The 26,495-nt window shown below is 59.2% G+C and carries 30 protein-coding genes; 11 read left to right on the top strand and 19 right to left on the bottom strand.

Annotation, left to right across the window (positions count from 1 at the left end):
- Window positions 1–85: 85 nt before the first annotated feature.
- The 3 genes from purQ to purC are packed head-to-tail and all read right to left on the bottom strand — an operon-like array spanning window position 86 to window position 1,767.
- Window positions 86–757: a phosphoribosylformylglycinamidine synthase subunit PurQ gene (purQ, locus tag BV911_RS06705; protein ID WP_086052830.1), complete on the bottom strand. Its 672-nt coding sequence runs from the start codon at window positions 755–757 to the stop codon at window positions 86–88.
- Window positions 757–996, bottom strand: coding sequence for a phosphoribosylformylglycinamidine synthase subunit PurS (purS, locus tag BV911_RS06700; RefSeq protein ID WP_086052829.1), 240 nt, complete (start codon window positions 994–996; stop codon window positions 757–759). The genes purQ and purS overlap by 1 nt, the downstream gene beginning before the upstream one ends.
- A 9-nt stretch (window positions 997–1,005) precedes the next feature.
- Window positions 1,006–1,767: a phosphoribosylaminoimidazolesuccinocarboxamide synthase gene (gene purC / locus BV911_RS06695; RefSeq protein WP_086052902.1), complete on the bottom strand. Its 762-nt coding sequence runs from the start codon at window positions 1,765–1,767 to the stop codon at window positions 1,006–1,008.
- A 157-nt stretch (window positions 1,768–1,924) separates the two neighbouring features.
- On the opposite strand from purC, the gene BV911_RS06690 reads away from it, so the two are divergent.
- On the top strand, window positions 1,925–2,239 hold the full coding sequence (locus tag BV911_RS06690; protein WP_086052828.1) for a DUF1476 domain-containing protein: 315 nt from the start codon (window positions 1,925–1,927) through the stop codon (window positions 2,237–2,239).
- Window positions 2,240–2,267: 28 nt separating this feature from the next.
- On the opposite strand, the gene BV911_RS06685 is transcribed toward BV911_RS06690, so the two are convergent.
- Window positions 2,268–2,696, bottom strand: coding sequence for a SufE family protein (locus BV911_RS06685; protein WP_086052827.1), 429 nt, complete (start codon window positions 2,694–2,696; stop codon window positions 2,268–2,270).
- Window positions 2,697–2,812: 116 nt separating this feature from the next.
- On the opposite strand from BV911_RS06685, the gene BV911_RS06680 reads away from it, so the two are divergent.
- Window positions 2,813–3,265: a hypothetical protein gene (locus tag BV911_RS06680; RefSeq protein WP_086052826.1), complete on the top strand. Its 453-nt coding sequence runs from the start codon at window positions 2,813–2,815 to the stop codon at window positions 3,263–3,265.
- Window positions 3,266–3,291: 26 nt separating this feature from the next.
- Here the strand turns inward: BV911_RS06680 and BV911_RS06675 are convergent, their stop codons facing one another.
- On the bottom strand, window positions 3,292–4,149 hold the full coding sequence (locus BV911_RS06675; protein WP_371587918.1) for a DUF6456 domain-containing protein: 858 nt from the start codon (window positions 4,147–4,149) through the stop codon (window positions 3,292–3,294).
- A gap of 501 nt (window positions 4,150–4,650) precedes the next feature.
- Between BV911_RS06675 and BV911_RS06670 the strand changes: the two genes are divergently transcribed.
- From BV911_RS06670 to BV911_RS06635, 8 genes are all read left to right on the top strand, one after another.
- The gene (locus tag BV911_RS06670; RefSeq protein ID WP_086052825.1) at window positions 4,651–4,977 is read left to right on the top strand and encodes a DUF6477 family protein; all 327 of its coding nucleotides are present in this window, start codon (window positions 4,651–4,653) and stop codon (window positions 4,975–4,977) included.
- Window positions 4,978–5,075: 98 nt separating this feature from the next.
- Window positions 5,076–6,638 carry a glutamine-hydrolyzing GMP synthase gene (gene guaA, locus BV911_RS06665; protein ID WP_086052824.1) on the top strand — a complete coding sequence of 521 codons (1,563 nt, stop codon included), beginning with the start codon at window positions 5,076–5,078 and terminating at the stop codon, window positions 6,636–6,638.
- 368 nt (window positions 6,639–7,006) lie between these two features.
- The gene (locus BV911_RS06660) at window positions 7,007–7,909 is read left to right on the top strand and encodes a DMT family transporter (RefSeq protein ID WP_086052823.1); all 903 of its coding nucleotides are present in this window, start codon (window positions 7,007–7,009) and stop codon (window positions 7,907–7,909) included.
- A 173-nt stretch (window positions 7,910–8,082) separates the two neighbouring features.
- Window positions 8,083–8,955 (top strand): ATPase, encoded by an 873-nt coding sequence (locus tag BV911_RS06655; protein ID WP_086052822.1) that lies wholly within the window; start codon window positions 8,083–8,085, stop codon window positions 8,953–8,955.
- A 33-nt stretch (window positions 8,956–8,988) separates the two neighbouring features.
- Entirely contained in the window at window positions 8,989–9,906 is a 918-nt protein-coding gene (gene metA / locus BV911_RS06650; protein WP_086052821.1) for a homoserine O-succinyltransferase, read from the top strand.
- Window positions 9,907–9,910: 4 nt separating this feature from the next.
- On the top strand, window positions 9,911–10,897 hold the full coding sequence (locus BV911_RS06645) for an alpha/beta fold hydrolase (protein ID WP_086052820.1): 987 nt from the start codon (window positions 9,911–9,913) through the stop codon (window positions 10,895–10,897).
- Window positions 10,894–11,775: a polyphosphate kinase 2 gene (gene ppk2, locus BV911_RS06640; protein WP_086052819.1), complete on the top strand. Its 882-nt coding sequence runs from the start codon at window positions 10,894–10,896 to the stop codon at window positions 11,773–11,775. Before BV911_RS06645 ends, ppk2 begins: the two co-directional genes overlap by 4 nt.
- Window positions 11,768–12,385 carry a TetR/AcrR family transcriptional regulator gene (locus BV911_RS06635; RefSeq protein WP_086052818.1) on the top strand — a complete coding sequence of 206 codons (618 nt, stop codon included), beginning with the start codon at window positions 11,768–11,770 and terminating at the stop codon, window positions 12,383–12,385. The genes ppk2 and BV911_RS06635 overlap by 8 nt, the downstream gene beginning before the upstream one ends.
- 13 nt (window positions 12,386–12,398) lie before the next feature.
- Here the strand turns inward: BV911_RS06635 and BV911_RS06630 are convergent, their stop codons facing one another.
- From BV911_RS06630 to BV911_RS06565, 14 genes are all read right to left on the bottom strand, one after another.
- Complete coding sequence (locus tag BV911_RS06630) at window positions 12,399–13,484, bottom strand: ABC transporter ATP-binding protein (protein ID WP_086052817.1); 1,086 nt, start codon at window positions 13,482–13,484, stop codon at window positions 12,399–12,401.
- Window positions 13,484–14,290, bottom strand: a complete 807-nt coding sequence (locus BV911_RS06625; protein WP_086052816.1) for an ABC transporter permease — start codon at window positions 14,288–14,290, stop codon at window positions 13,484–13,486. The genes BV911_RS06630 and BV911_RS06625 overlap by 1 nt, the downstream gene beginning before the upstream one ends.
- Entirely contained in the window at window positions 14,287–15,156 is an 870-nt protein-coding gene (locus tag BV911_RS06620; protein ID WP_086052815.1) for an ABC transporter permease, read from the bottom strand. The genes BV911_RS06625 and BV911_RS06620 overlap by 4 nt, the downstream gene beginning before the upstream one ends.
- Window positions 15,157–15,500: 344 nt before the next feature.
- Window positions 15,501–16,010 (bottom strand): 30S ribosomal protein S9, encoded by a 510-nt coding sequence (gene rpsI / locus BV911_RS06615; protein WP_086052814.1) that lies wholly within the window; start codon window positions 16,008–16,010, stop codon window positions 15,501–15,503.
- 2 nt (window positions 16,011–16,012) lie between these two features.
- Complete coding sequence (gene rplM, locus BV911_RS06610) at window positions 16,013–16,474, bottom strand: 50S ribosomal protein L13 (protein WP_086052813.1); 462 nt, start codon at window positions 16,472–16,474, stop codon at window positions 16,013–16,015.
- 202 nt (window positions 16,475–16,676) lie between these two features.
- Complete coding sequence (locus BV911_RS19755; protein WP_086052812.1) at window positions 16,677–17,450, bottom strand: hypothetical protein; 774 nt, start codon at window positions 17,448–17,450, stop codon at window positions 16,677–16,679.
- Window positions 17,451–17,793: 343 nt separating this feature from the next.
- Window positions 17,794–18,228, bottom strand: a complete 435-nt coding sequence (locus BV911_RS06600) for a PaaI family thioesterase (RefSeq protein ID WP_205963810.1) — start codon at window positions 18,226–18,228, stop codon at window positions 17,794–17,796.
- A gap of 6 nt (window positions 18,229–18,234) precedes the next feature.
- A complete protein-coding gene (locus BV911_RS06595; protein WP_086052811.1) occupies window positions 18,235–19,011 on the bottom strand; it encodes an enoyl-CoA hydratase-related protein in 777 nt (258 codons plus the stop codon).
- Window positions 19,012–19,118: 107 nt separating this feature from the next.
- The gene (locus BV911_RS06590) at window positions 19,119–19,580 is read right to left on the bottom strand and encodes a cytochrome c-type biogenesis protein (RefSeq protein ID WP_086052810.1); all 462 of its coding nucleotides are present in this window, start codon (window positions 19,578–19,580) and stop codon (window positions 19,119–19,121) included.
- Between the two features lie 4 nt (window positions 19,581–19,584).
- Complete coding sequence (locus BV911_RS06585) at window positions 19,585–21,564, bottom strand: heme lyase CcmF/NrfE family subunit (protein WP_086052809.1); 1,980 nt, start codon at window positions 21,562–21,564, stop codon at window positions 19,585–19,587.
- Between the two features lie 375 nt (window positions 21,565–21,939).
- Entirely contained in the window at window positions 21,940–22,383 is a 444-nt protein-coding gene (ccmE, locus tag BV911_RS06580) for a cytochrome c maturation protein CcmE (protein WP_086052808.1), read from the bottom strand.
- Window positions 22,384–22,387: 4 nt separating this feature from the next.
- Window positions 22,388–23,416 (bottom strand): N-acetyl-gamma-glutamyl-phosphate reductase, encoded by a 1,029-nt coding sequence (argC, locus tag BV911_RS06575; RefSeq protein WP_086052807.1) that lies wholly within the window; start codon window positions 23,414–23,416, stop codon window positions 22,388–22,390.
- A gap of 54 nt (window positions 23,417–23,470) precedes the next feature.
- A complete protein-coding gene (locus tag BV911_RS06570) occupies window positions 23,471–24,283 on the bottom strand; it encodes a glutamate racemase (protein ID WP_086052806.1) in 813 nt (270 codons plus the stop codon).
- The gene (locus tag BV911_RS06565; RefSeq protein ID WP_086052805.1) at window positions 24,284–25,162 is read right to left on the bottom strand and encodes a lysophospholipid acyltransferase family protein; all 879 of its coding nucleotides are present in this window, start codon (window positions 25,160–25,162) and stop codon (window positions 24,284–24,286) included.
- Window positions 25,163–25,565: 403 nt separating this feature from the next.
- On the opposite strand from BV911_RS06565, the gene BV911_RS06560 reads away from it, so the two are divergent.
- On the top strand, window positions 25,566–26,459 hold the full coding sequence (locus tag BV911_RS06560) for a LysR family transcriptional regulator (RefSeq protein ID WP_086052804.1): 894 nt from the start codon (window positions 25,566–25,568) through the stop codon (window positions 26,457–26,459).
- Window positions 26,460–26,495 lie beyond the last annotated feature (36 nt).

Genomic DNA, 26,495 nt, shown 5'->3' with positions numbered 1-26,495 from the left:
GAAATGACAACCACAAGATGGAGCCGCGCCTTGGCGGGCGAAGGCTTGCTGATGGCTGCCGGAACGAATGTCCGGCAGCATCAAATCAGGCGGCGACGAGGGCTTGTGCAACAGAGGCAAAGACCCCCCGCCCGTCGGTGCCGCCAAGGGCCGCATCTACCGCCCGTTCGGGATGCGGCATCAGCCCCAATACCCGGCGATTTTCCGACAGAATGCCGGCGATATCGTCCACTGACCCGTTTGGGTTGTCGACATAGCGGAAAGCGACGCGATCTTCGTCGCGCAGCTGCGCAACCAATTCAGGCGACGCAGTATAATTGCCGTCGTGATGCGCCACCGGAAACACCGGCGTATCGCCGGTTGAAAAGGCGTTGGTAAACGGGCTGGCCGAAGTGGCCACGGTCAGTGCAACCGGCTTGCAGACAAACCGGATCCCGCTGTTGCGCATCAGGGCGCCCGGCAACAAACCGGATTCGGTCAGCACCTGAAAGCCGTTACAGATGCCCAGAACGTGCCCGCCACGATTGGCAAATTCGACAACCGCGCGACAAATCGGCGACCGCGCGGCAATGGCGCCGCAGCGCAGGTAATCGCCAAACGAAAACCCACCCGGCACGCCGATGATATCGAGACCTGCGGGCAAGCTGGTGTCTTTGTGCCAGACCATAACCGGGTCGGTCCCGGTCAGTTCGCGAAAGGCCGCGGCCAGATCCCGGTCGCAGTTTGATCCCGGAAAAACGATGACTGCTGCGCGCATCAGACGATCTCGACCCGGTAGCTTTCGATCACAGTATTGGCGAGCAGCTTTTCGCACATCTCAGCCACCTGCGCCTCGGCAGTTTTCGGATCATCACCCGCAAGCTCAAGTTCGATGACTTTGCCCTGCCGGACCCCATTGACCCCATCGAAGCCCAAGCTCCCGAGGGCGTGGCGCACGGCCTCACCTTGGGGATCCAGGACTCCGGGTTTCAACATCACATGCACGATTGCCCTCATGACGGTTCCTTAGTTGATCAGTGTCGGCTTGGTAATTGGTGTGGACATCTTTGGCAAAACGCCCAGACGCCGCGCCAGTTCAGAATAGGCATCGGCAAGTGAGCCGAGGTCTTGGCGAAACACATCTTTGTCCAGCTTCTCGCCGGTTTTGATGTCCCACAGACGGCAGTTATCGGGGCTGATCTCGTCAGCCACCACCAACCGCTGGTAATCGCCATCCCAGATCCGGCCAATCTCAATCCTGAAATCGACCAGGCGGATACCGACGCCCATGAAGACGCCGCCCAGAAAATCGTTACAGCGCAGCGCCAGCGCCACCATGTCGTCCAAATCTTGCTGACCGGCCCAGCCAAATGCCGCGATATGTTCTTCGGTGACCATTGGATTTCCCAATGCATCGTCCTTGAGATAGAACTCTACGATCGGGCGCGGCAACACAGTGCCCTCTTCCAGACCCAACCGTTTCGCCAACGACCCGGCTGCCCGGTTGCGCACCACCACTTCTAACGGAATAATCTCAACCGCACGGATCAACTGCTCGCGCATATTCAGGCGGCGAATGAAATGAGTCGGCACACCGATCCCATTGAGGCCGTCCATGAAAAATTCCGACAAGCGGTTGTTCAACACGCCCTTGCCTTCGATCACTTCATGCTTTTGCGAGTTGAAGGCGATCGTATCATCCTTGAAGTATTGCACAAGTGTACCGGGCTCGGGACCTTCGTACAAAATTTTGGCTTTGCCTTCATAAACCTTTTTGCGGCGTGCCATGGGGTCTCCGATCTGGGAAATGGCGCGCAGTGCAGCGCCGGTCATCCGGCCGTATACGGCAATGCGGAATGTGTCGCAAGAACAGCAGGCGTTGGGCCTTGTCGCCGGGGGGACAAGACACCATAACTCAGGAAAGCAAACCGCTAGGAGGACCGAAATGACCACCTTTGACGATCGTGAAAACGCGTTCGAAGCCAAATTCGCGCATGATGAAGAAATGCAGTTCCGTGCCGTTGCCCGCCGCAATCGCCTTGTCGGCCTCTGGGCCGCCGCCCTTCTGAACAAGACCGGAGACGACGCAGACGCCTATGCAAAGTCCGTTGTCAAAGCAGATTTCGAAGAAGCCGGCCATGAAGATGTGGTGCGCAAGCTTGTCAGCGATCTTGGCACGCGGACCGATGACGCCACGATTCGGGCCAAGCTGGAAGAATGTCTGATTTTGGCCAAGCAACAGCTGGCAACCGAGGCCTAAGGCCGACACCCTCTGCTTGCGCCGCCGATCAGGCGGCGCTTGTGGCGGCAGCGGTCGTTATGATCCGCTCGACCATGGCCCGCAATCCATTGGACCGCTGGGCCGACAGATGGTCGTTCAATCCCAGACGCGACAATTCCCCGTTGGCATCGACCTCAAGCACGGCGCGCACGGACAGACCAGCATACAGCGCATGCAAGATCGCAATCAGCCCCCGCACGATCATAGCATCGCTTTCACCCTGAAAGTCGAACTGCGCGTCAGGGCCCTGCCCGTCAATCAGCGGTCTGATCCAGACCTGACTGGCGCATCCATCGACCTTGGTGGCCGCGACACGAAACGCAGGATCAAGCGGCGGCATCGCCTTGCCAAGCTCGATCACGTGGCGGTACCGGTCTTCCCAGTCATCCAGAAACTCAAATGTATCAGCAATATCTTCAAACGCGGGACTAGCCATGAACAGACGCTCCTTTCAGGCCCCTCAGGTAAGCCGCCCGGCCCCCGAGGTCCAGTGGTCGCGACGGCTTTCCATAGCGTGCAGTTTGGGCTAGCACAGGCGCAGGAGACCTGCTGATGACACGACGCCTTGTTGTAATTTCCCTCACCGCCCTGTTGTTGCAGGGATGCTCTGGCAATTCCGGAGGCTGGTTTTCCGAACCCGTCGCCACCAGCCTCGAGCCGAAAGACGGCTATGCGCCGGAAACCGTGGACACACGGCCGCTGATCGATGATATCACCGCGCTGCGGGTCGAACCGACGGTGGGCGGGCTTATCCTGTGGGCAACCGGGCTGCCACCGACCCAAGGCTATTGGGATGCCACATTGGTCAAGGTGGGCGACGCCGACACGTCAGCCACCGCCCTGACCTATGAATTCCGCATCCGACCGCCGGTATCGCCGCAACTCACCAGCAGCCCGGATTCGCGTGAAATTCAGGCCGGCGTCTTTGTGTCCGACATTGCCTTGCGCGACATTCGAACCTTGACCGTCATCGGCGCGCGCAACTCTCGCAGCGTCAACCGCTGACCCGCCAAGGCAAGATCGGCGCCGGACTAACCAATCATCGGACCAAAACGTCCGTGGGCGTCCAAGTAGTGCCGCTTCAGGCGTTGCAGGGCGATGCGCAAAACGATCTTCCCTGACCGCGCCGACCAGCCCATCGTTTTTTCGGTGGTCTCGATCCCTTCCAAAAAACAGCAACAGCGTAAGGCCACATCGCCAAGTCCGGGTCCAAGATCGCTCAGCGCATGGGACACCCGATCACGGGCACCTTGCGAACCGCCACAAGGGGTTGATCCGCCCGCAGCGCCAGAGGCGCCGCCTCCGGTCAAGAACCGCTCCCAATTCTGGGTCACCCGCGCGCCCATCTGCGCCAGTTCAAAATCTTCCCGCAAACGCTCGCCTGCGGCGATTAGGTCGTCTGACAGAAACGGCTCGCCATTCTTGTCCTTGCGGCGTCCCATCGCCGTCAATGGCGACTCGGCAATGTTGTGCTTGACCCGGCGCATTTGATGCGTGTCGGGGTCCGCGATGCGGCGGTCTTCATACTGCCGCGGCCCATCAAATGTGTGGGCAGCTTCGCTCAAGCCTTGAGGCGCCTGTTCATGGCGCATCAACCGCTTCAGCGCGTCCCGGCCCTGCCCTGTGATCCGATAGCGGGCGATCCGGCCCGGCTCCGAGCAACTGATCCAGTCGTTCAACGCCATGACCTCGGCAATCTCGCGGTCGACGATGGTTGTCCGCGTCGTCTTCCCTCCGGGCAATTCGCGCACCACGACGGCCTTATCCATGTCTTTGGCAACCGCCAACACCGCGCCGGTTTCGGCCAGACGCCGGAGCACCCGTTGCGTGTCCGCAGACAGGCTGGCTGTGTCGGTCTTGCTGAAGTCTACCTGAAGAGATGCATTCATCTTGGAAGGTTCCTTTTTCTCACACCCAGAAAGGTCTTTGCAGACCTTGGCAGCACCAAGCCGGTCGAGCGCACCATCCACCAACGGATCGTCCCGGCGGTTTTCATAACGGCGAACCCGCCGCAGAATGGTTGACGGATGATGGCCACTGTCACGCGCGATATCCCGCAACGACCGCCCCAACTGTATATGGCTTAAATAATGTATCGCGGAGTCCGGGATCCCGACCTCGTCAGACTGCTCCTGCCTTGCCGTCTTCGCGCATTTCACCTGCAACCGGCTGTCCCCCAAATTCTGCTTTTGCACTGACGAAACTCACTGCAACTGCGCTTCAGCAACCTGAAGTCGATTGTCTTTCAGGTTTGTTAAAATTGTTACAATCTTAAACATTGTTTATATTAGCTAAATTATCGTGATGGGAACGCCCGGGAACATCCGGGAAATGCAACACCCACAGCTTGTGCAGGAAACTCGGTCCAGTAACGGTGAAAGGAACCACCCATGACCGATGTTCTGACCCTGCTGAAATCCCTGCACAGACCCCGCCTTCTGGTGCGCGCTGCCCGCTTTGCCCAATCTGATTATCGCCGCGAGATTGTCCTGCGCCGGCTGCTGAAAGCCCCGCTTCCAGCCGGATCTAACGAAGTCGTCATCCGGCTGCTGGAAATCGAAGCCTACCACGAAGAAACCCGTCAGTTGGGCGAGGCCCGCTACAGCGCCCTGCGCCATATTGAAGTTCTGGCCGCCCTGATGGTCGAATTTCGCAGACTGCAAAGCCGGGTATTGCCAGCGCTGATGTCGGACAGCGCCCCATTGCCCAAAACCTGATCCCTCTGCAGTGGTGCCGCGCACAGGGTGCGAAAAAGACGCGGGGTCGGCACCTCTGGGATCTTGAATTGCACGCGGCTTGGCCCTAAGCCCACGCAATGACCCAGATCGCCCATGACCGTTTGCTTATCATCGACTTCGGCAGCCAGGTAACGCAGCTCATTGCGCGTCGCCTGCGTGAGCTGAATGTCTATTGTGAAATCCACCCGTTCCAGAACGTGACGGATGCCTTTCTGACCGAATTCGCCCCTAAGGCGGTCGTGCTCAGCGGCGGACCGGCCAGCGTTCTGGACCCGGACTCGCCGCGCGCACCACAATCGGTGTTTGAACTTGGCGTTCCAGTTCTGGGCATCTGTTATGGCCAACAGGTGATGATGACCCAGCTGGGTGGTGAAGTCAGCCGTGGTCATGGAACCGCCGAATTCGGTCGCGCCTATGTCACCCCGTCCAACAACCGCCTCGATCTGCTGGACAAGTGGTTCAAGGCCGGACCGGAACAGGTCTGGATGTCGCATGGGGACAATGTGCGCGCACTGGCCCCCGGGTTCGAAGTGTTCGGCACCTCGCCCAATGCCCCCTGCGCCATTGTCGCTGATCCGGCACGGCACTTCTATGCCGTCCAGTTCCACCCAGAAGTCTATCACACGCCGAACGGGGCCAGCCTGTACGAGGCCTTTGTCAAGCTGGCCGGGTTTACCGGCGACTGGACCATGGGCGCGTACCGCGAAGAAGCCATCCGGCAGATCCGCGAACAAGTGGGCGATGCCCACGTCATCTGCGGCCTGTCCGGCGGCGTCGACAGTTCTGTTGCTGCCGTTCTGATCCACGAAGCCATTGGCGACCAATTGACCTGCGTATTCGTCGATCACGGTTTGCTGCGCATGGGCGAGGCTGATCAGGTTCTCAGCATGTTCCGGGACAATTACAACATTCCGTTGATCCATGCGGACGAAACAGAATTGTTCCTGTCAGCATTGGACGGCATGAGCGATCCTGAGACCAAGCGCAAAACCATCGGCAAGCTGTTTATTGACGTCTTTGAAAAACACGCAAAATCCGTCGGCGGCGCCAAATTCCTTGCGCAAGGGACGCTGTATCCCGACGTGATTGAATCGGTCAGTTTCTCGGGAGGGCCGTCGGTCACGATCAAGTCCCATCACAATGTCGGCGGATTGCCCGACCGGATGGATATGAAGCTGGTCGAACCGCTGCGCGAATTGTTCAAAGATGAAGTGCGCGCGCTGGGTCGTGAGCTAGGATTGCCGGAAAGCTTTGTCGGTCGGCACCCGTTCCCCGGCCCCGGCCTTGCCATCCGCTGCCCCGGCGAGATCACCCGCCCTAAGCTGGAAATTCTGCGTCTGGCGGATGCGGTGTATCTGGACCAGATCCGCAAGCATGGCCTTTACGATGAGATTTGGCAGGCATTTGCAGTCATTCTTCCTGTCCGTACCGTGGGCGTCATGGGTGATGGCCGGACCTATGATTTTGCCTGCGCATTGCGTGCGGTGACGTCGGTCGACGGTATGACGGCGGATTACTATCCATTCTCGCACGAGTTTCTTGGCGAGACCGCGACGCGGATCATCAACGAAGTTCCCGGCATCAATCGCGTCACTTACGACATTACGTCCAAACCTCCGGGCACCATCGAGTGGGAATAGCCACTTTATTAGCCGTTTCGATTTTCCGCGTCTCGAAACGGCTGACATCACCGCTTCCTTAACACAATCCATGTTACCCTCCGGCCCAACTAATCGTTGGGTCGTTGTCCGTTTAGAGGGGCTGTTGTGGCGAGGTTTTTCCGTTGTTTAAACTGCAATCACCGAATGCGGCAGTCGGGTGACCGCTGTGGAAAATGTCTCACTCCTAAAAAGATGATCCAGACGAATGCGTTTCTGGTGGTTTCTATGGTGGCCCTTGTCGCCTGTTTTGCACTGATCGCGCTTCTTGCCGGGACGGTGCAACAATAATAGGCACAAACGGCATTCTGCCCGTTGACAGAGGCCCGCAGTCGGGCGACCCATGAGGCATGGAACATTCCCGTCAAAGTGTTGGTTTCTCTCCGGTTCTTAAAGCTGCGTTCTGGATGGCCGGGACGATCACGGCCTTTTGCTTTATGGCCATTTCCGGACGAATGGTTGGCAATGCCCTCGATACGTTCGAGATCATGGCCTATCGCTCGCTGCTTGGAATTGGCATTGTGGTGGCGGTTGGGGCCTTTTCGGGAAAGCTTCACCAAGTGAAGGTCAATCGCTTGCCGTTGCACCTTGTGCGCAACATCAGCCATTTTACCGGCCAAAACCTGTGGTTTTTTGCCCTCACCGTCATTCCACTGGCCCAACTGATCGCGCTGGAATTCACCTATCCGATCTGGGTAACTATTTTGGCGCCGTTTTTTCTGCATGAACGTCTGACGCGCATGCGGGCACTGGCCGCAGTGGTGGGCTTCATCGGCATTTTGATCGTGGTCCGGCCAGGGATGACGACCCTGAACGTCGGCACCATCGCGGCGCTGTTCTGCGCGTTGGGCTTTGCTGGCTCGGCCATGGCCACCCGCAAGCTGACCGAAGATCAAAGTATTCTCTGCATCCTGTTCTGGCTGGCGGTCATGCAAGCGGTGCTTGGCTTGATCTGCGCCGGAATCGACGGCGATATCGCGCTGCCATCGCTTGCTGTTGTGCCGTGGCTGATCGTGATCGGCTGTTCGGGGCTGACCGCGCATTTCTGCCTGACCAACGCCCTCGCGCTGGCACCGGCCACAATCGTCACCCCGATGGATTTCGCCCGCCTGCCCGTTCTGGCTGTGGTTGGCGCCGTGTTCTACGGCGAAGCGTTGGACCCGTTTCTGTTCCTCGGCGGGGCGATCATTTTCGCCGCAATCTATACGATTTTGGTGTCTCCATCCGCACCTAAACCACCCAAACCCCTTTAGCCCGTCGCCCCGTGCTGGGCGGCCCAAGACCGGGCAACGCCTCCTAAGAACAGCGGCGCCTCCAGCTGCACTCCGGTTTTGGCATCCAGACCGGTCGTATCAATGCATTTCCCGTTGAACCCCCTGCCACGCGCCTGATACGAAACGCCGATACCGCAGAACAGGAACCGGCAATGGCGATACCCACAGCGGCGCAGTGGCGCGGAACGGATCACAAGCAGCTGCTGCTATTCGGCATGTCTGGTTTGGGAAAGACCCATGTCTCGAACCTGCTGCGCGCCACCGGCGGCTGGTTCCACTACTCGGTCGATTACCGCATCGGCACCCGGTATATGGGCGAGCACATTGTCGACAACTTCAAGCGCGAGGCCATGCGCAACGCCTTTCTGGCCGAATTGCTGCTGAGCGATTCGATCTACATCGCCTCGAACATCACCTTCGACAATCTTGCGCCTCTCTCGACCTATCTGGGCAAACCCGGAAACCCCGACAAGGGCGGGCTGCCTTTCGCGGAATACCTTCGCCGGCAGGAACAGCACCGGACCGCAGAGATTGCGTCCTTGCTGGACACCGGGCATTTCATCGAACGATCCCGCGACATCTATCGCTATGAAAACTTTGTCTGCGACAGTGGCGGGTCGATCTGCGAAGTGGTGGACCCCGAAGATCCCAACGACCCGGTTCTAACCGCGCTGGCCAGCCAATCACTGATGGTCTGGATCGAAGGCACCGAGGCGCATACCGCAGATTTGATCCGCCGGTTCGACCGCGCCCCGAAGCCGATGTACTATCACCCCGACTTTTTGACGGCAAAATGGGCCCAGTATCTCAGTGAAACCGGGCACACCGAGACGGAAGTGGACCCCGATGCCTTTGTGCGCTGGACCTATGCGCAAGCGTTGGCCCATCGTCATCCCCGCTATGCCGCGATGGCCCGAAATTGGGGCGTCTCTTTGCGGGCCGCCGACCTGAACGGCATCACCTCGGCCGCCGAGATCAATGCTTTGATCGAACAGGCCCTTGAGGACCGACAGCGCGATCGTTAAATACGCCCCCCTGACTGTTCAAGGATATCCAAGATGCCCATCAAGATCCCCGCAGACCTTCCCGCCTTCGACGTGCTGTCACGCGAAGGGGTCATGGTCATGTCGGACAACCGGGCCGCGACGCAGGATATCCGGCCATTGCAGATCGGCCTGCTGAACCTGATGCCGAAGAAAATTCAGACCGAAACGCAGTTTGCCCGCCTGATCGGGGCGACGCCGTTGCAGATCGATCTGACCCTGATCCGCATGACCGAACATGAAAGCAAGAACACCTCGGCCGAGCATATGGAAGCGTTCTATCGCCCATTCGAAGAGATCAAGCACCGCAAGTTTGACGGCTTGATCATCACCGGTGCGCCGATTGAACATATGCCGTTTCAGGACGTCACCTATTGGGACGAACTGTGTCAGGTGTTTGACTGGACCCAGACCAATGTCCAATCCACCCTCGGCGTCTGCTGGGGCGGCATGGCGATGATTCACTATTTTCATGGGGTCGGAAAGCACCTGCTCGATCACAAGGCCTTCGGCTGCTTCCGCCACAACAATCTGGAACCAGCCTCGCCGTTCCTGCGCGGGTTTTCCGATGATTTCGTGATCCCGGTTAGCCGCTGGACGGAAATGCGCCAGTCCGAGATCGATCAGGTCGCGGGCCTGACCACCCTGCTGGGCAGTGACGATGTCGGCCCCTGTCTGGTCGAAGATCCGGCCCATCGCGCGCTCTATATCTTCAACCATTTTGAGTATGATCGCGGCACTTTGAAAGAAGAATATGACCGTGATGTCGAGGCTGGCAAACCAATCAACGTGCCGGGCAATTATTACCCGAACGACGATCCCAGCCGCGCGCCTCTTAATCGCTGGAGATCCCACGCGCACCTTCTATATGGCAACTGGTTGAACGAAATTTATCAATCTACCCCGTTCAATCTGGATGATATCGGGACCTAACCACATGTCACTGGCCGCCACTGCCGCCGTTCTGTCGCTCTGTATCGGGGCGGTCTGGCTGCGCGCGGCCCGGAACGAGGCACAGGCTGAAGCGCAATTCCCCCCCGTGGGACAGATCCTTCAGGTGAACGGCACCCCGGTCCACGTGATGATCGGCGGCACCGGACCCGATCTGGTGCTGATCCACGGCGCAGGCGGCAATTTGCGTGACATGCGCTTTGATCTTCTTGCCCAGTTGCGCGACCGCTATCGCGTGATCCTGTTTGATCGTCCCGGCCATGGCTATACCGGCCATCCCGGCGACGCCCAGCGGCGGCGCAACGAAAGCCCCCGCGAACAGGCCCAATTGTTGCAGGCCGCGGCGCAGCAGTTGGGCGTGAAGAACCCGATCGTGCTGGGGCACAGCTTTGGCGGTGCGGTGGCGATGGCATGGGCGCTGGAGTTTCCGGCACAGGTCTCGGCACTGGTTCTGTTGGCGGGGGCGACGCTGCCGTGGGACTGCCCCCTCAAACCCAGTTACCGCATCAACGCCCATCCGCTGATTGGCGCGGTGGTCGTGCCCCTGATCACTGCGCTTGTGCCGGACCGCATCACCCGGCGCGTGATGGCAGCGATCTTTGCGCCGCAAGAAATGCCTCCGGGCTATCTGGACGCTTTCGGCCTTGCCCTGACCCTGCGCCGCGACACGATGATCGCCAATGCCCGTCAGGTTAACGCATTGCGCGCCCATCTTGCTGAGATGTCGGTGCACTATCCCTCGATCACGGTTCCTATCGAACTGTTGCACGGCACCGCCGACCGTATTGTCGGTCTGGATGTCCATTCCAAAGCGCTTGCCGCTCGGATGCCAAACGCGCACCTGACCGTCCTAGAGGGCATCGGCCATATCGTGCATCATGCCCGGCCCGCCCAGGTCACGGCTGCAATTGATCGCGCCGCGTCGCGTGCCGGATTGTCAGCTTCGGCGCAGGCGGCTAGTCTGAACGAATGACTGATCTCACCTCCCTGCCCTTCGGGGGCGCCATCACCGAATTTTACAAAACCGAAGCGCCGGATCGGATCCGAAAGGCGGTCAAGAAGTCGGATGGGAAAACCATCCTGACCGATGGCTACCCCTATGATCGCCGCATGGATGCGGACGAGTACGAAGACACCCTCTACGCGCTTCAGATCGAACTGGCGAAGTTTCAAACTTGGGTCCACACATCGGGCGCCAAGGTCGTGGTTCTGTTCGAAGGCCGGGACGCCGCTGGCAAAGGCGGCACGATCAAGCGCTTCCGCGAAAACATGAACCCGCGCGTGGCGAAACTTGTCGCCCTTCCCAAACCCAGCGAAGCAGAACAAACGCAATGGTATTTCCAGCGTTATATCAGCCAGTTGCCCTCGGCAGGACAGATCACGCTGTTCGACCGCTCATGGTACAATCGCGCCGTGGTGGAACGCGTGTTCGGGTTCTGCACCGACGATCAGGCCGATCTGTTTTTCCAACAGGTCCCGGGGCTTGAACGCGCCTTGCAACAAGATGGCGTGCGTTTGATCAAGCTCTGGCTCAATGTCAGCCGGGCAGAACAGTTGCGCCGGTTTCTCGACCGGGAACACGATCCGCTGAAGCAGTGGAAGCTGTCGGATATTGACGTCAAAGGCCTGCGCCGCTGGGATGCCTACACCAAGGCAATCGAGGAAATGTTCGACCGCACCCATCACGACACGGCACCGTGGACGGTGATCCGGTCCGATGACAAACGCCGCGCCCGCATCGCCGCCATTCGGGCGGTTCTGTCCCAAATTCCCTATGAGGGGCGCGACAACACCGTGGTGACGCCCCCGGATCGCACGATCTGCGGCGGCCCCGACATCTGGAATGCCTAAACGCGGATATCACCACGGAAATCTGCGTCAGGCATTGGTCGACGCAGCCTTGGTGTTGATCGCTGAACGCGGACCGATGGGCTTCACCCTGTCCGAAGCTGCCAAACAGGCTGGCGTCACGCCAGCGGCGGTGTATCGGCATTTCGACGGGCGCGAGGACCTGATCGCCGAAGGGGCGCTTCAGGGCTATGCCATCTTTGCGGATCTGATGGATTACGCGTTCGACACCGGGCAACCTTCGGCCTTGTCGGCCCTAGAATCAGTCGGACGGGCCTATTTGGCTTTCGCCCGAAAATACCCCGGCCATTACATCGCGATGTTCGAAAGCGGCGTCTCGGTCAATGCCTCACCAGCGCTGGCCGCAGCATCGTCCCGGGCACGCGGGGCCTTGGAACGGGCGGCCCGAAACCTCTCAGACCACATCCCGCCCGAGAAACGGCCCCCAGCCGCCATGATCAGCGATCACATCTGGGCCCTCAGCCACGGGGTTGTTGAGTTGTTTTCACGGGGCGCACCCGGATCGCAATCACCCTATCCGCCCGAGGACCTGCTGGAAGCCGGAATTGGCATCTATCTGCGCGGGCTTGGCCTGATCGCAGCCGACGCCTGATCGGACCCATCCATCACGCCGCATCGAAAACGATCAACGCGCCCGGCTCCCATGCCAAGCGGGTCCGCGCGCCAGCATCCAGCACTGGCCTGCTAACGAGGTTCTTCATCGAACAGGTCACCGGGGCGGTGCCGCCATCCAGCAGCACCTCGTAATAGGTCATGTCACCGTAATAGGCGCGCTCAACCACCGTGCCGTCGACAAACTTCCCGGTCGGCAACTCACCATTGAAAACCAACGACATGGATTCCGGCCGGATACCGAAGGTGCAGTCCCCCGGTCCCTGCCCGTCGGTCAGTAAATCGGGCACAATCGGCAACCGGCCTAGCCCCGGAATGTCGCCGATCATCTGCGACCCGTCACGATCCATGCGTCCCGGGATCAGGTTCATCATGCCAATAAATTCCCCGACACGGCGGCTGTTCGGCCTCAGATACAGGTCCTGCGGCGTCGCCAGTTGCGCAATTTCGCCCTCAAACATCACAGCGATCCGATCCGACATGATCAACGCCTCTTCCTGATCATGGGTCACCAGAACGAAGGTGATGCCAACCTGTCGCTGCAACTGCCGAAGCTCCGATTGCATCTGTTCGCGCATCTTCTTGTCCAGCGCCGATAACGGCTCGTCCAGCAACAGCACCTTCGGTTTCAAGATCAGCGCCCGGGCCAGTGCCACCCGCTGGCGTTGACCACCGGACAGGGCATGCGCGGCGCGCGCGCCATAGCCGCCCAACCCGACCATTTCCAACGCGGCCCCAACCTCTCGGGCCTTTTCCGCCTTGGTCAGATCGGACCGGCGCAGGCCAAATCCGACATTCTGGGCCACCGTCAGATGCGGGAAGATTGCATAGCTTTGAAACACCATGTTGGTGGGCCGCCGGTTCGCCGAGACCCGGGCCATATCGCGCCCGTCGATGGTCAAAACGCCTTTATCCGGGGTCTCGAATCCGGCAATCGTGCGCAGCAACGTGGTCTTGCCGCACCCGGACGGGCCGAGCAGCGAGAAAAACTCGCCGCCCTCAATCTCCAACGAGATGTCCCGCAGCGCATGATACGTGCCGTAATACTTGTCGATTCCTGAAAGCGAAATCAGCGCCATTACAAGAAGCCTCCGTTATCTTGTTGTCCACGGCGGGCCACGCCGCGCCGTCGCGCCACTTCGGCGATTGTCAAAAGCACGACCGAGGCCAGCACCAGCAACGTCCCCAAGGCCATCACAACCGGCAGGCGCTGCGGAAACCGCAACTGGCCCCATAGGTAGACGGGCAGCGTTGCTTCCGACCCGGACAGGAAAAACGCGATGATGAATTCGTCCATGGAGATCGTAAAGGCGATCAACAGCGACGAAATGATCCCCGGCATCACCAGCGGCAGAATGATCAGACGAAAGGTGCTCCACCCGGTCTCGCCCAGATCAATCGCCGCCTCTTCTAGGGAAATGTCCAGCGATTGAAACGCCCCATTCAAGATCGCCACACAAAACGGGGTGCAGATCAGCACATGCCCCAGCACCACGGTCAATGATCCCAACGGCAGGCCGATCTGAAGGAACACCACCAGCAGCGACACCGCCACGATGATTTCCGGCAGGACCAGCGGCAGCATAATCAGCCCCATAATGGTTCCCTTGAAGGCAAACCGGTACCGCGCCGCCGCCCGTGCCGCGCACACCCCCAGCAGGGTCGACACCAGTGCAGTCAGCACCGCAATCTTCAAGGACACCCACAGCGCATCCCGCAATGCCGGAACACGCGGCAATTCCGCAAACCATTCGGTGGTAAAACTGGCCAATGGAAACGCGATGATGGTTGAGGAATTGAACGCAAAGACCGGCAACAACAGGATCGGCAGATACAAAAAGACCAGATAGATCACCGCATAGATGCGCAAACCGCCGCCTCTCATGATCGGCCCTTCAAAAAGCGCCGGTTCAGCAGGACAAAGGCCGTGGCGACCACCGTAACCATAATCATTGCAATCACCGCCAAAGCGGCCCCCATCGGCGCGTTGTTCAGCTTCAGAAACTGGGTCTGGATCATGTTCGCTATCATCAGTCCGCCGGGCCCGCCCACCAATCGCGGCGTCACGTAATCACCGATGGTCGGGATGAACACGATCAACACCGCTGCAACAATCCCCGGCATTGCCAGCGGCAGCGTCACCCGTAAAAAGGCACTGACCTTGGTCTCGCCCAGATCCAGCGCGGCTTCCAGTAGTGATCGATCAATGCGCTCCAGCGACACGAAAATCGGCAGAATTGCGAAGGGCGCAAAGGCATGCGCCAAGGTAATCACCACCGCATTCAGATTATACAGAATGAAGGTCAGCGGCGCGTCAATGACACCGATCCCAAGCAGACCCGAATTCAGAACCCCATTATAGCCAAGGATCACTTTCCACAGGAACACCCGGATCAGGTAAGAGGTCCAAAACGGGATCGTGACGAGGAAAATCCACAAGGATTTATGGCCCGGCGCCACATGGAACGAAATAAAATAGGCGATGGGAAAAGCCGTGACCACGGTGATCACGGTGACCACCAACGAAATCCACAAGGACCGGGCCAGTAGCTGGCCATAGATCGGGTCAGCCGCGGCTTCGCGATAATTTTTGAGGGTCAGGGTGGTGTCCAAGTCCAGATAAGACTGGCTCCAGAAGCTGAACATCACGATGGCTGCAACCGGCACTGCCAACAGCAGAACGGCATACAAGAACGGCGCGCTGACCAAGGCAAGCCCTGACCGCTGTTCTGACGAATAACCCGATTTCATTTATGTTGGGCGCCCCTGCTCGGCCTGATTTGCTCCAGACTATTCACATTCGGTAACGCTATGTAAACTGAAACCGAGATAGCTCTTCTGAAACAATCGCACCGCCGGAGTGTTTGCTTGTTTTCATTGCGGCCGATCGGAAGCGCGCGTCTGTCTCTGACCCTTGGATAAGAAGACGTTATAGGACTGATCATGGTGCCCAAACCCAAGGCAGACGATGACGACCGTCTCTGTGTGCCCCGCATCCATTCTTACAAGCAGGGCGTTACCGTTCAACAAACGTAAAAGGGACCGCAAATTGCGGTCCCTTAGCAGAAGTATGTAGCGGATCGTACCGAAGCGACTTAGCGCTTGGAGAACTGGAAGCTCCGACGTGCTTTGCGCTTACCGAATTTCTTCCGTTCGACGACGCGGCTGTCGCGTGTCAGGAAGCCGGCAGCTTTCAGCGCAGGCCGCAAGGACGGATCATAAAGCTGCAGTGCTTTCGAAACACCGTGCTTAACCGCACCTGCTTGGCCCGACAGACCACCGCCCTTAACCGTAGCGGTGACGTCGAATTGACCGTCGACGCCAGCCACCGAAAAGGCCTGACGCAGGATCATCTGCAGAACCGGACGCGCGAAATAGTCATTCAGCGCCTTGCCGTTGACCATGACCTTGCCGGAACCGGGACGGATCCAGACGCGGGCAACCGCATCTTTCCGCTTGCCAGTTGCATAGGCACGACCCAGCTCGTCACGGACGGGCTCACGGTGGATCGTAGCTTCGGCCAGCGCTGCAGTTGCGGTCACGGCTGCCGGAGAAGAAGCGACAGCGCCCTTGAGCGCGTCGAGCGATTTGATATCTTCAGCCATTCTCAGCTCCGGGTGTTCTTAGGATTCATGGATTTCACGTCCAGCACTGCAGGCTCTTGTGCCTCGTGCGGATGCTCGGTCCCGGCATAAATGCGCAGGTTGGTCATCTGCTTGCGGCTCAGCTTGTTGCCCGGCAGCATCCGCTGCACAGCCTTCTCAAGCACGCGACCAGGGAATTTTCCGTCCAAGATTTTATCGGCAGTGACCGACTTAATCCCGCCCGGGTGACCGGTATGGCGGTAGTAGACTTTGTCGGTACGCTTGCGACCGGTCATCTGCACCTTATCGGCGTTGATGACGATCACGTTGTCGCCCATATCCATATGCGGTGTGAACGTCGCTTTATGCTTGCCGCGCAAACGCATCGCAACAATCGACGCAAGCCGACCCAGAACGACGCCTTCGGCATCGATCAGGATCCATTTCTTGTCAATATCAGCCGGTTTGGCTGTAAAGGTTTTCATAGTGCAGGCCCTTTGTGGCGGGGGCCAGGCCGATGCCTGGACCCGAAGAACTGATGTCCGGGTTCTAACGGTTTCTGCGGCACGGTCAAGGCACATAAATCTGAAATAAATACGTAATTTCAATCACTTATAAATTAGGTATCATAATACCCTATGCCTATTGCCTTAACCGCTGATTGAAAGAACCCGACAGCCCTAACCGTCACCGACGATGAACGACGCGGCGCAAAGCGTAAAATGCCCCGAACAATAAAATCAGCGTGTAAGGCAGCGGCACCGCCGCAATCTCGGGTGTGGGCGTCAGTTTCCCTGAGGACCCACCGATGGTGCCACCCGACCCGCCGCCGAAATCGCCGCCATTGCCGCCGCCGCCAAAGCCGCCGCCCCCGCCAAGTCCAACCGATGATCCCGGCGTTGCGGATGCCGGGATTAGCCCGGCTGGACCACCGACAATGGCGGGGATTTTGAAGGGTGGAACCGGCCCAGCGACCTTTTCGCCGACCGCTGCGCCATCGGCAAAGACACCTTTTGGCGCAAGGCTGGCAATATCCACGATCAGGGCACGTCCAGACGATAGATCGGCAACCGTAATCGCCTCGTCTTCCGATGCGCCACGTGCGGCCCCGCCAAGATCGTCGCTCCGCAAACGGACCAAAAGACCGTCATTTGCGGCACCGCCGGCTTCAAGCGCAGCGGCGGGCGAAACTACCGGCGCTGTCACCGCGGCGGCCGCACAGCCGCCACTTTGATCTATCATCGTTACAGTTGGCGGCGATGTCAGGCTGACCCCAGGAGACAGGCTGAGCAAAGGACACCCATCAAGATACACATAAAATGTATCGACCACGGTCTCATCGCCATCCCGGACCAACCGTTCAGTTGAGGGTGCCGTCAGCAGCATTTCGGGGGTCGGTCCAATATCCTCAATCGCGACAGCTTCGCCGTCCGCCAAAGCGGCTCCAAAACTTAATCCCATTACAAGACCAGTCAAGGCGAAGGGCACACGCCCCCAGAAACGATGTGTCACCACGGCAAACCTCCCAAATCCTTAAGGATCGGCTTAGATCATAAAAGCAGAGTATCGATTAAATTCGGATTAATCTGACACGTGAAACTCGCAACCCATTTATCGGGGATGCAGAACCCTTAAATCAAAAACAAACTTCGCATTTTTCGCAGCCCAATTATCAACGCAGTGAAAAGGCGCAGAGAGCATTTGGATCAAACGACGTAGAAAACTCACTCTTGATCGCGGTAGCCAACAACGACCGGATCAGCATGATTAGGTAAATGACTATATAGGTATAGTCGGTCTAATTTCAATAGACTGGTATTGAATAGGTTAACGATGCCCGGGCAATTAGCCGATTCATATCGTTTTCGGAAAACACTTTTACGTCAACGACGGCAAGCGTCTTACCAAGCTTCAACAAATCGGCTGTGGCGATCATATCAATTTCCGCCGCCGGTTTGCGCATAAAATCAATAGACGCACTGGTGGTCACAGCCAAAGCCACCGGGCCGATTTGTGACAGAACCGCCAAATAGGCCGCCACATCGGCCAATTCAAACATTGCCGGTCCAGAGACCGTACCGCCCGGGCGCAATTGCGCCGGACCGACGTGCAATCGAAGGCTCACCCCCATAGCGCGCACATCGCTGAGCGCAAGCCGTTCGGCAACTTGCGGAAATTCAGCGCGCAAAAATGCGTTCAGCGCAGCATGCGTCATTTCCGGATCAATTGGTGTCGACATCCCGGCTCAGCGCCCTTCGAATTGGGCGGGGCGTTTTTCTAAAAAGGCCACCACGCCTTCCGCAAAATCCCGGGTCTTGCCGCACCGGCCTTGAAGTTCGGCCTCTAGCAGCATCTGCTGATCCAACGTGTGATCATAAGTGCCACGCAGGGCCTGCTTGGCCATGGCATAGGCCAGAGTTGGTCCATTGGCCAAATGATCCGCCCGCCGCGTGACGTGGTCGGAAAATTCGGCATCCGGGACCGCCTCCCAGATCATACCCCAATCGGCCGCTTGTCGGGCTGGGATCGGCTCAGAAAATAACGCCGCCCCCATCGCCCTGGCCGAGCCGATCTGCCGCGGCAACCAATAGGTGCCACCAGCATCTGGAATTAACCCAATCCGGGTAAAGGCCTGCAAGAAAACCGCCCGCTCGGAGGCAATGACCACATCCGCCGCCAAGGCAAGATTGGCGCCCGCACCGGCCGCCGCGCCATTTACCGCCGCGATGGTCGGGATCGGACAGTCAAGGATCGCCCGCACCATCGGCGTGTATTCATCCCGCAAGACCTGCTCGATATCCAAACTGGCCGCAGAGCCATTGCCGCCCAAATCCTGCCCCGAGCAAAAGGCATCCCCGGCGCCGGTTATCACCAGCACCCGCGCTTGATCTTGCGCCACCTTGACCGCATGGGGAATTTCGGCCCGCATCTGACTGTTGAGCGCGTTCTTGACCTCAGGCCGGTTCAAGGTCAGACGCGCAACCCCGGCCGCGATCTCAAGCTCAATCGTCTGATAGTCCATCCAACGCCCCCGGTGGTTCCCTGCGTCCTCGCCGCAGATTGGAACCCTAACGCCGCATCCCCCACATGGGAATAGAAACGCACCGTCACATTCGGCGGGCCCCGGGGTCAGTCCTTGAGAATTTGCTGCAACCGGGCGGTTTCCTCGGGTGTCAGACTGTCAGAATCGTCCGGCGCATCGGCCCGTCGCCGCAGCGATAGCACCGCAATGGCCAAGCCCGCAGCCAACATGGCCGGTCCGGCAAGCCACAGGATCAGGTTCACGCCGTTGGTCTGCGGGGTCAGCAGGACATATTCGCCGTAACGGTCGACGACAAAGGCCATCACTTCGGGGTCAGTATCGCCATCCACCAGACGTTCGCGCACCAACAACCGCAAGTCCCGGGCCAGATCGGCGTTGGATTCGTCGATATTCTCATTACGGCACACCAGACACCGCAGCTCTTTCGAGATCTCGCGCGCCCGGGCCTCCAAGGCGGCATCCGGCAAAATTTCGTCCGGCTGCACTGCCAGCGCGGCCATCGGCGACAAGCACAGCACCAACGCGAGCCTCAGAATGGTTCTACGCATGGCCCTACTCCGCCGGAATCGCAGGGCGCACAGGCGTTGCCCGCGCCGCCCCGGCACCAACGCGATAGCGCCGGTCCGACAGGCTCAATCCCCCGCCCAGCGACATCAGGATGGCCCCGGCCCAGATCCAGTTGGCGAAGGGCTTAATATAGGTGCGCACGGCCCATCCCCCCGCAGCTTGCGGATCGCCGATCACCAGATACAGGTCCCGGAACACGCCGTTATCAATCGCCGCCTCTGTGGTGCCCATCGAGGCCACCGGATAGAACCGTTTCTCAGGATGCAACTCTGCCACCTCGCGGCCCGCGCGGCTGACCCGCATCTCGGCGATGGTCGTGCGATAATTCGGTCCCTGCGCCTGAGACACATCGGCCAGCGTCACCTCATAGGCGCCAACCGCGAAGGTCTCGCCCACCTGTGCGACGCGGATATCTTCTTGCTGCCACGCGGTCATGGCCGAGATACCAAGGATCGTCACGCCCAAACCAATATGGGCGAACGCCTTACCCCAATCGGCACGCGGCAACCGGGTCAACCGGCCCAACCGGTTGGCCACAGATCCGCGACCACATCGCGCCAACAGATCAGCGATCGATCCGGCAATCACCCAAACCGCCAAGGCGCAGCCCACCGGGGCCAGAATGCTGCGCTCTGTCTGCAAGGTCCAGATCAGGGCCGCGACCAGAAACGCCAACACCAGCGGCAGCGCCGCCAGACGCAAGGCCCGATCCAGCTTGGCCCGCTTCCACGGCAGCACCGACCCCACCGGCAGGATCACCGCCAGCGCGATCATGAACGGCGTAAATGCGGCATCGAAATAGGGCGGACCGACCGACAATTTGCGATCAAACAACAGCTCCGCCACCAACGGCCAAACGGTGCCGACGAATACCACCAAACACGACACTGCCAGCAGAATGTTATTCGCGACCAAGGCGCTTTCGCGGCTCACCAAGCCGAAGACACCCTTCGCCTGCATCACCCCGGCCCGCGCAGCAAACAAGGTCAACGCCCCGCCAATAAACACCGCAAGGATCAGCAGGATGAACACCCCCCGCTCGGGATCGGTGGCAAAGGCATGCACACTGGTCAAGACGCCCGACCGAACAATGAAAGTGCCGATCAGCGAAAATCCGAAGGCCAGAATGGCCAGCAGGATGGTCCAGGCCTTCAGGCTTTCACGCTTTTCGACCACCACGGCGGAATGCAACAAAGCTGCCGTTAACAACCACGGCATGAACGACGCATTCTCAACCGGGTCCCAGAACCAATAGCCGCCCCAGCCCAACTCGTAATAAGCCCACCACGAGCCCAAGGCGATTCCCACAGTTAGAAACAGCCACGCCGTCAGGGTCCAAGGCCGGACCCAGCCACCCCAAGCCGCATCGACGCGCCCCTCAATCAAGGCAGCAACCGCGAAGCTAAAGGTCAGCGACAGGCCGACATAGCCCAGATACAGAAACGGCGGATGAAACGCCAAACCGGGGTCTTGCAACAATGGGTTCAGATCCTGCCCGTCCAGCGGCGGGATCGCCATGCGCAAAAACGGATTAGACGTGAACAGGATAAACGTAAAGAACGCCACAGCGATAGATGCCTGCACCGACAGCACCCGCGCCTTCAAGGTCGGCGGAAGGTTGCCGCCGAACCATGCGGCCATCGCGCCAAACAGCGTCAGGATCACCACCCAAAGCAGCATCGACCCTTCGTGATTGCCCCAGACACCCGAGATCTTATAAATCATCGGCTTGAGGCTGTGCGAATTCTCGACAACCACTTTCAAAGAGAAATCCGACGTTACAAACGCATGGGTCAGGGCCGCAAAGGAAAACGCAGTGAGGAAAAACTGCGCCGACGCCGCAGGCACCGCCAGCGCCATCCAGCCCTGCCAACCTTTATATGCGCCAATCATCGGCACGACGGTCTGAACCACTGCAACAAGCGCGGCAAGGATCAGGGCAAAATGTCCAAGTTCTGTAATCATGCAGGCGTTCTAATCCTCGGCACCGACATCGCCAAGCCCGTTCTTCGCCACAGTCCGCCACAGTTCACAGCCGGCCCGTGGTCTTGGCCGTGTCCACCGCGCGATTATTGGCCGTTCTGGGGGATCTCATGGCGATCCAAGCGCCGCCTGCGGCCGATCCTGCCCCGCGGCACTGCCGGACTTCACGATAGTTTGACCCGGGCGCGATCCCAAGCCCAAGACGCCGCGCTCGACGCCCTTTGCTAAAATCGGCCCGACAAAAGTCCGACGAAAGTCCGATAAAAGTCCGACACCAGATTTTGGCCGGTAAAACGCTCCGCCCGAACCCCTTGATCGGCGTTCGGCCCGCGCGGGTTTAAAGGTTGTGCGGCGGGTTTAGCTGTCAGTCTCTTTATAGGTGCCTTGCGCTTTCAGCGCATCAATCACCTCTTTTGGCATGTAGGTTTCGTCATGCTTGGCCAGAATTTCAGTCGCGGCAAACACGCCGTCGACGTAATATCCCGTGCCGACCATGCCTTGGCCTTCTTCGAACAAATCCGGCAATACGCCCGTGTAACTCACCGGAATGTTTGCGCCGCCATCGGTCACTTCGAACGTCACCGTTTTGCCTTGGCCGCGCACCAATGTCCCGGTTTCAACCAGCCCCCCGATCCGAAATCGCTCGCCCGGGTGGGGCGGCGATTCCGCGATCTGACTGGGGCTGCGGAAATAGTTGATGCCGTCGCGCATAGCATAGCCAACCAAGCCCGTCGCCGCGGCAAGCGCGATGCTTGCCACAACGATCAATTGAATACGGCGCTGTTTTTTCAGTGTTTTCATAACGTCAAGGAAAGACCGGGGCCAGCATCAGACCGGCGGTCTCGTCTTCTCCCAACATCAGATTGGCATTCTGAAGCGCTTGGCCCGACGATCCTTTGGTCAGGTTATCCAACGCCGCCACGATCAGGGCACGCCCGTCTCGCCGGTCAGCGACCACGCCAAGATGGACGAAATTCGATCCCCGCACATGCCGGGTCGATGGCAGCTCGCCCTTGGGCAACACCACCACGAACGGCTCGTCCGCATAGGCCTGCGCCAGCGTCGCGTGCAGCGTGTCGGCATCGCCGCGCACATAGACCGTCGCCAGAATGCCCCGGTTGGCGGGTATCAGATGCGGCGTGAACTGAACCTCGACAGGTCGCCCGGCCAGTTTCGAAAATTCCTGATCGAACTCGCCCAGATGCCGGTGGGTGCCGCCCGCCGCATAGGCATGGGTGCCTTCAGACAATTCAGCGTGCAGCAGGTTCTCTTTCAACGACCGCCCGGCCCCGGACACCCCGGCTTTCAGGTCGATGATGATGTCGTCCAGATCGATCACCCCGGCTGCGATCAGCGGACGCAGCGCGAACTGTCCGGTCGCCGCGTTGCATCCGGTACCTGCCACCAGGCGCGCAGTCTTGATCTCTTCGCGGTAAAACTCGGTCAACCCATAGACAGCCTCGGCTTGCAGGTCGACAGCATCATGGGCCTTACCGTACCACTTCCGATAGGCCTCAGGGTCGCGCAGCCGGAAATCAGCGGACAGGTCGACCACTTTAACGTGACGAGGCAACTCACTGATAACGCTTTGAGACGTCACATGAGGAAGTGCACAGAACACCAGATCAATCGCACTGAAATCGATCTCGGAAATGGTGACCAATGACGGCAGGTCCAGATGGCGAAGATGTGGAAACACCTGCCCCATTTCCATCCCTGCCTTACGATCGGCAGACAAGGCCTTGATCTGCATTGTGGGATGCGTGGCGATCAGTCGGACCAGCTCAGCCCCCGTATAGCCGCTGGCGCCCAAAATGGCGATCCTGTGGGTCATGCGCAGTCTCCTGTTTGGTACGATGTATTTAAGGCGCGCGGCCTGCGGCTGCAATCACGCAGCCTGAAAGGTGATCTTGCGGCGCAAGAAAAGGGTCGCCTTGTTCGACACCTTCGCCGGATCGCCGGTGGTCAGGAACATCGGGGCTGGACCGGTTCCCAGCATCCCCGGATGCCGGCGCAAATAATCTTCTAGGCTGGCCGCGACCAGATCGGCTTGGGAATAGACCCGGACATCTGCGCCAAGCGCCGACTGAAATGCGGCCGCCATCAACGGATAATGGGTGCAGCCAAGCACTGCGGCCTCGGGAAACGGCATCCGGCGCTTCAAGGCCTCGACATGGCTTTGCACCAATGCCTCGGCCAATATTTCATCTCCAGATTCGATCGCATCGACAACGCCACCGCATGGCTGGGCTTCCACATCCACCCCGATGGCGCGAAACGCCAATTCGCGTTGAAACGCCCGGCTGGAGACCGTGGCAGGCGTTGCGAACAGGGCCACGTTTTTCAGGGCGACCTCGCGCGGCGGCGAGTTGTCGCCCCATTGCCGTTCGGTCAAGGCCTCGATCAGCGGCACCATCACGCCCAGCACGCGCTTTCCCTGCGGCACCCCGGCCTCCTGCATGCGGCGCAGCGCCGCCGCCGAGGCGGTGTTACAGGCCAAAATCACCAGATCGCAGCCCGCCTGCCACAGGCGGTTCACCCCGGCCACGGTCAGGGCGTGGATTTCATCGGCGCTGCGAACCCCGTAGGGCGCATTGGCGTTGTCGCCCAGATAGACGAACGGCACCTCGGGCAACCGCCGCGACACCGCATCCAGTACTGTCAATCCGCCAAGCCCGGAGTCGAATATGCCAACCGCCATCTACTGTTTATACCTGTCTTCGAATTCGAATCCGTAGCCGAATTCCCGGCCCGGAACAGATGACAGCTTGTAGGTCTCGCTGCGCAGAAAGTCCATCATCGCACGGGTGTCGCGCGCGTGGCGATCCAGCGCGGTGCGATCGATGGGCTGGCCGATCACCACATCCACCGGCTTGTTCACGCGGGCATTGAATTCCTTGATCAACAGACCCAACCGCAAGGTGTTGTGCAGATGACTGGCAACCTGAAACATCCGGGAATTGTGGCCGCTGAAATAGATCGGCACCACATGCGCCGGCGACCGAGCGATCATCCGGGCGGTAAAACCGCGCCAGCCGGGATCCAAGGGTTCGGAAAACGGCTTCGCCGAGGTCGAGACGGTCCCACCCGGAAAAATGCCAATCGCGCCGCCTTGCGCCAGAAAGCCGAGGGCGGCCTTGCGGGTGTCGAGGTTCTGCTGCATCGCCTCGCGCGTTTCATCGAACGAGATCGGCAAGATCACCCGATCCAGATCCGCCGCCTTGCGAAACACCTTATGGGCCAGGATACGGAAATCGCCGCGCAGTTTGGACAGGATCAGCCCCATGATCAGCCCGTCACAAATGCCGAATGGGTGATTGGCAACCAGCACAAGCGGCCCTTCGCGCGGGATGCTGTCCAAGCTGCCGCCGATCACATTGATGCTCAGCCCATACCGTTCGGCCATCACCTCCCAGAAGTCGCGCCCGCAGGCGACCTCGTCTTCATATCCTCGGGCCTGCCGGATCAGTTTGAGCCGCCCGGTCGCATTTTCCAAAGCGCGGATCATCACCCGACCGCTGCGCGTCTGGGCGCCGTGGGCATAGCTGATTTCGCGCGCGACTTCATGACGGTGCTTCATGGACTCTCCCTAGGAACGGCACGCCGGTGCGATCGAATATCACTTCGAATGGCCAACTATCAAGACAGAGCGTCAGGCCGGTACGATGCCAAAAATGTCGCGATCCTCGGGTGGTAACGCAAGGCGTATTAAAAGCACCCGCCGGCGCCGGCCCCCGCGTTGCTGCACAAACCAGCCACGGGGCAATCCACCGATGTCGGGTTCGATTGCGGATTAAAGGACCGACGGCGCGAAAAATCACAGAATTTCAAATGTGTAAAATGGGGCAGATCGAAAACCGTATCATGTCAGCAACGACTCCGTGACTTCTAGGACGGCAAGATAGGTGTTACAGCCATGATCGGATACTATGAGCAGATCCCGATATCGTGATGTCGGGAAGGGCGTTACAAGTGAGGACCCCATGGACTGGGACAAATTACGGATTTTTCATGCTGTCGCCGATGCGGGCAGCCTGACCCATGCAGGGGATGCGCTTCACCTGTCGCAATCGGCTGTCAGCCGCCAAATTCGTGGCTTGGAAACCAGTCTGAACACCACCCTGTTCCACCGCCACGCGCGCGGGTTGATTCTGACCGAACAAGGGGAGTTGCTGTTCGACGCCACGGTGGCTATGGCCAAGCGCCTTGATACAGCGGCCGCACGCATTCGCGACAGCGAGGAAGAAGTGTTCGGTGAATTGCGGGTCACGACCACGACCGGCTTCGGGTCCTTATGGCTTGCGCCGCGCCTGTCCAAACTGTTCGAACGGTTCCCGAATCTGAAAATCGACCTGATGCTCGAAGAACGCGTTCTCGACCTTCCCATGCGTGAAGCCGATGTCGCGATCCGAATGAAAGAGCCCAGCCAAGCCGACCTCGTGCGCAAACGCCTTATGAATGTGCAAATGCGGCTCTATGCGTCGCCGAAATATTTGGCCGCGCGGGGAACCCCCGAAACCGTGACAGATATGAGACACCACCGCCTGATCTGTCAAAATCCGAAAAGTGTTCAGGTCACAGCCGCCGCGCAAATGGTGCAGACATTGCTGGCCGATGACATCACCTCGCTCTTGACAGTCAATAATTATTTCGGGGTGCTGCAAGCGGTCATCAATGACTTGGGAATTGGCGTTCTTCCAAACTACATCATCGAAGATTTTCCAACTCTTGTCAGAGTCTTACCAGACTTCCAAAGCTCGGAAGTTCCGGTGTTCCTCGCCTATCCCGAAGAGCTTCGGCAATCGAAACGTATTGGCGCATTTCGGGATTTCGTGTTGGAAGAACTGGCCCAAACCCGACGCGTGACGCAGGATTAGGCAGCGTAAGAATCCCCGTCCGGGCCCCTCTATGCA

Origin of the sequence: Pseudoruegeria sp. SK021, assembly GCF_002119405.1 — a bacterium.
Classification (GTDB): Bacteria; Pseudomonadota; Alphaproteobacteria; order Rhodobacterales; family Rhodobacteraceae; genus Meridianimarinicoccus.
Note: the sequence above shows the minus strand (reverse complement) of the source record. Positions and strands in the feature narration are given on the sequence as shown.

Coding starts and splice junctions, on each gene's coding strand:
- purQ (WP_086052830.1), bottom strand. CDS start 757: ATGCGCGCAGCAGTCATCGTTTTTCCGGGATCAAACTGCGACCGGGAT.
- purS (WP_086052829.1), bottom strand. CDS start 996: ATGAGGGCAATCGTGCATGTGATGTTGAAACCCGGAGTCCTGGATCCC.
- purC (WP_086052902.1), bottom strand. CDS start 1,767: ATGGCACGCCGCAAAAAGGTTTATGAAGGCAAAGCCAAAATTTTGTAC.
- BV911_RS06690 (WP_086052828.1), top strand. CDS start 1,925: ATGACCACCTTTGACGATCGTGAAAACGCGTTCGAAGCCAAATTCGCG.
- BV911_RS06685 (WP_086052827.1), bottom strand. CDS start 2,696: ATGGCTAGTCCCGCGTTTGAAGATATTGCTGATACATTTGAGTTTCTG.
- BV911_RS06680 (WP_086052826.1), top strand. CDS start 2,813: ATGACACGACGCCTTGTTGTAATTTCCCTCACCGCCCTGTTGTTGCAG.
- BV911_RS06675 (WP_371587918.1), bottom strand. CDS start 4,149: ATGAATGCATCTCTTCAGGTAGACTTCAGCAAGACCGACACAGCCAGC.
- BV911_RS06670 (WP_086052825.1), top strand. CDS start 4,651: ATGACCGATGTTCTGACCCTGCTGAAATCCCTGCACAGACCCCGCCTT.
- guaA (WP_086052824.1), top strand. CDS start 5,076: ATGACCCAGATCGCCCATGACCGTTTGCTTATCATCGACTTCGGCAGC.
- BV911_RS06660 (WP_086052823.1), top strand. CDS start 7,007: ATGGAACATTCCCGTCAAAGTGTTGGTTTCTCTCCGGTTCTTAAAGCT.
- BV911_RS06655 (WP_086052822.1), top strand. CDS start 8,083: ATGGCGATACCCACAGCGGCGCAGTGGCGCGGAACGGATCACAAGCAG.
- metA (WP_086052821.1), top strand. CDS start 8,989: ATGCCCATCAAGATCCCCGCAGACCTTCCCGCCTTCGACGTGCTGTCA.
- BV911_RS06645 (WP_086052820.1), top strand. CDS start 9,911: ATGTCACTGGCCGCCACTGCCGCCGTTCTGTCGCTCTGTATCGGGGCG.
- ppk2 (WP_086052819.1), top strand. CDS start 10,894: ATGACTGATCTCACCTCCCTGCCCTTCGGGGGCGCCATCACCGAATTT.
- BV911_RS06635 (WP_086052818.1), top strand. CDS start 11,768: ATGCCTAAACGCGGATATCACCACGGAAATCTGCGTCAGGCATTGGTC.
- BV911_RS06630 (WP_086052817.1), bottom strand. CDS start 13,484: ATGGCGCTGATTTCGCTTTCAGGAATCGACAAGTATTACGGCACGTAT.
- BV911_RS06625 (WP_086052816.1), bottom strand. CDS start 14,290: ATGAGAGGCGGCGGTTTGCGCATCTATGCGGTGATCTATCTGGTCTTT.
- BV911_RS06620 (WP_086052815.1), bottom strand. CDS start 15,156: ATGAAATCGGGTTATTCGTCAGAACAGCGGTCAGGGCTTGCCTTGGTC.
- rpsI (WP_086052814.1), bottom strand. CDS start 16,010: ATGGCTGAAGATATCAAATCGCTCGACGCGCTCAAGGGCGCTGTCGCT.
- rplM (WP_086052813.1), bottom strand. CDS start 16,474: ATGAAAACCTTTACAGCCAAACCGGCTGATATTGACAAGAAATGGATC.
- BV911_RS19755 (WP_086052812.1), bottom strand. CDS start 17,450: ATGGGATTAAGTTTTGGAGCCGCTTTGGCGGACGGCGAAGCTGTCGCG.
- BV911_RS06600 (WP_205963810.1), bottom strand. CDS start 18,228: ATGTCGACACCAATTGATCCGGAAATGACGCATGCTGCGCTGAACGCA.
- BV911_RS06595 (WP_086052811.1), bottom strand. CDS start 19,011: ATGGACTATCAGACGATTGAGCTTGAGATCGCGGCCGGGGTTGCGCGT.
- BV911_RS06590 (WP_086052810.1), bottom strand. CDS start 19,580: ATGCGTAGAACCATTCTGAGGCTCGCGTTGGTGCTGTGCTTGTCGCCG.
- BV911_RS06585 (WP_086052809.1), bottom strand. CDS start 21,564: ATGATTACAGAACTTGGACATTTTGCCCTGATCCTTGCCGCGCTTGTT.
- ccmE (WP_086052808.1), bottom strand. CDS start 22,383: ATGAAAACACTGAAAAAACAGCGCCGTATTCAATTGATCGTTGTGGCA.
- argC (WP_086052807.1), bottom strand. CDS start 23,416: ATGACCCACAGGATCGCCATTTTGGGCGCCAGCGGCTATACGGGGGCT.
- BV911_RS06570 (WP_086052806.1), bottom strand. CDS start 24,283: ATGGCGGTTGGCATATTCGACTCCGGGCTTGGCGGATTGACAGTACTG.
- BV911_RS06565 (WP_086052805.1), bottom strand. CDS start 25,162: ATGAAGCACCGTCATGAAGTCGCGCGCGAAATCAGCTATGCCCACGGC.
- BV911_RS06560 (WP_086052804.1), top strand. CDS start 25,566: ATGGACTGGGACAAATTACGGATTTTTCATGCTGTCGCCGATGCGGGC.